This window comes from Mesorhizobium sp. M1E.F.Ca.ET.063.01.1.1, from assembly GCF_003998155.1.
Classification (GTDB): Bacteria; Pseudomonadota; Alphaproteobacteria; order Rhizobiales; family Rhizobiaceae; genus Mesorhizobium.
The window spans coordinates 1-2,286 of the sequence record NZ_RZSC01000868.1; the positions used below are offsets into that span (position 1 = coordinate 1).

The 2,286-nt window shown below is 65.0% G+C and carries 3 protein-coding genes; 2 read left to right on the forward strand and 1 reads right to left on the reverse strand.

Translation table 11 applies throughout. The annotated features are described in order from the left end of the window. Positions 1 to 810, forward strand: an 810-nt coding sequence (locus tag EOA29_RS33575; RefSeq protein ID WP_145969956.1) for an iron ABC transporter permease, incomplete at its 5' end; no start/stop codon positions are given. A 7-nt stretch (positions 811 to 817) separates the two neighbouring features. Continuing rightward, the gene (locus EOA29_RS33580; RefSeq protein WP_126093352.1) at positions 818 to 1,606 is read left to right on the forward strand and encodes a heme ABC transporter ATP-binding protein; all 789 of its coding nucleotides are present in this window, start codon (positions 818 to 820) and stop codon (positions 1,604 to 1,606) included. On the opposite strand, the gene rirA is transcribed toward EOA29_RS33580, so the two are convergent. Next, complete coding sequence (gene rirA / locus EOA29_RS33585; protein ID WP_126093353.1) at positions 1,603 to 2,064, reverse strand: iron-responsive transcriptional regulator RirA; 462 nt, start codon at positions 2,062 to 2,064, stop codon at positions 1,603 to 1,605. The genes EOA29_RS33580 and rirA overlap by 4 nt on opposite strands. Between the last annotated feature and the right edge of the window lie 222 nt (positions 2,065 to 2,286).

Sequence of the window (2,286 nt, forward strand, 5' to 3'; positions counted from 1 at the left end):
CACGATGATCGCCACCGCGCCAAGGCTCGAGCCGGCGGAGACGCCGATCCCGGGCTGATCGGCGTCTCCGCCGGCTCGAGCCTTGGCGCGGTGGCGATCATCGTGCTCGGCACGACCTGGCTTGCACCTGTCACGCTCGCTCTCGGTACTCTCGCCTTGCCGCTGGCGGCTTTCTTCGGCGGCCTTTCGGTGACGTTGCTGCTTTACGCCATCGCGACGCGGCACGGCCGGACGTCGGTCGCCACGATGCTTCTCGCCGGCCTGGCGATCGCAGCCCTTACCATGGCGCTGACCGGCATCCTGATCTTCATGGCCGACGACCGGCAATTGCGCGACCTGACCTTCTGGCAGCTCGGCTCGCTTGCCGGCGCGACCTGGCCGAAGATCGGCACCGTCGGGCCGGTGATCTTGCTGGCGCTGGCGACGATGCCTTTCCTGTCGCGCGGGCTCAACGCGCTGGCGCTCGGGGAAGCGACCGCCGGCCATCTCGGCATTCCGGTGCAGCGTTTGAAATATACGGCCATCGTCGGGGTTTCGGCGGCGGTCGGCGCGTCGGTCGCCGTCAGCGGCGGCATCGGCTTCATCGGCATCGTCGTGCCGCATCTCTTGCGCCTCGCCATCGGTCCGGACAACCGTTACCTTTTGCCGGCCTCGGCCGTGCTCGGCGCCTCACTGCTTCTCATCGCCGACGCGGTCGCCCGCACCGTCGTCGCTCCGGCCGAACTGCCGATCGGCATCGTCACGGCAGTCGCCGGTGCGCCGTTCTTCCTCTGGATCCTGCTGCGCAAGCGCGGCATCGTCGATTTGTGAGCTGTCCATGATCGAAGCACGCGACATCTCCGTGGCGGTCGGCAACAAGCACATCGTATCCCATGTCGATTTCGCGGCGCTGCCGGGCGAGGTGACGGCAATCGTCGGACCGAACGGGTCGGGCAAGACGACGCTGCTCAAGGCGCTGACGGGCGAGCTCGCCTATACCGGCGCTGTCACGCTCAACGGCCGCGATCTATCGACCATGAAGCCGGTCGAAGCGGCAACGCTGCGCGCCGTGCTGCCGCAGTCGACCTCGCTGTCATTTCCCTTCACCGTGCGCGAGATCGTTCGTCTCGGCCTGATCGGCGGTCGTTCGGGCGTGCTGCCCGGCGAGGATGCGCGCCTGCCCGAGCGGGCGCTGGCGCGCGTCGATCTCGACGGCTTTGCCGGCCGTTTTTATCAGGAGCTTTCCGGGGGCGAGCAGCAGCGCGTACAACTCGCTCGCGTGCTGTGCCAGGTCTGGGCGCCGGTGCTGGAGGGCAGGCCGCGCTATCTCTTCCTCGACGAGCCGGTCTCCAGCCTCGACGTCAAGCACCAGTTGATCATCATGAACATCGCGCGCGATTTCGCCCGCCGCGGCGGCGGCGTGGTGGCGATCCTGCACGACCTCAACCTGACGGCCATGTATGCCGACCAGATTTTCGTGCTGCATCACGGCCAACTGGCGGCTGCCGGCACGCCAGCGAACGTGCTGAAAGACGAATTGATCGAGAAGGTGTTCGACTGCCGCCTCAAGGTTGGCGTGCTGCCTTCGGCGAACATGCCGTTCGTGCTGCCGCAATCGGCCGCTTAGGCAGCCGGGGCGCGCTGCTCCAAGAGGTCGATGCCGAGCAGATGGCGCACGCTCGGGCGTGCGGCGATGAGATCGGCGATCGTGTAGCGGGAGAGCACGGCGAAGAAGGCGTTGAGCGCTTCGCGCAGCGCCGAATTCAGCGCGCAGCTATCGACCAGAGGGCATTCGGCGGCGTCGTTCTCGAAGCATTCGGCCATGGCAAAGCTCTCTTCGGTGACGCGCACGACATCGAACAGGCTGATCTGCTCCGCCGGGCGGCCGAGTCTCACGCCGCCGTTGCGGCCGCGCACCGTCTCGACCAGGCCGGCCTCGACTAGCGGCTGGAGGATCTTGAACAGGAACAGCTCCGAAACCGAATAGGCGGCGGCGATCTCAGGGATACGGCTCAACCTGTCGGTGTTCGCGGCGCAATACATCAGGATGCGCATCGCGTAGTTGGTTTGGCGCGTGAGCCGCATGGTATCCTCGCGAAAACATTAGCTTGGACCGAATATGGCCCATAGTTTGGAACAATTCCAGACTGGAGGGGTACATAGCTGAATAATCTTGTCAACTTTTTGTGCACGTCGGCGCATATGGCAACCCAGTACGCCCCAATACGCTTTGAACGAGCGATTCGCCGGCGCAGGCACTAGATAAATTCGGGTGCAAATAGGGAACGGCCTTTTCATGTCACAATC

Bases quoted from the DNA above. Each gene is read 5' to 3' on its own strand.
- EOA29_RS33580 (WP_126093352.1), top strand. From the start codon at position 818: ATGATCGAAGCACGCGACATCTCCGTGGCGGTCGGCAACAAGCACATC.
- rirA (WP_126093353.1), bottom strand. From the start codon at position 2,064: ATGCGGCTCACGCGCCAAACCAACTACGCGATGCGCATCCTGATGTAT.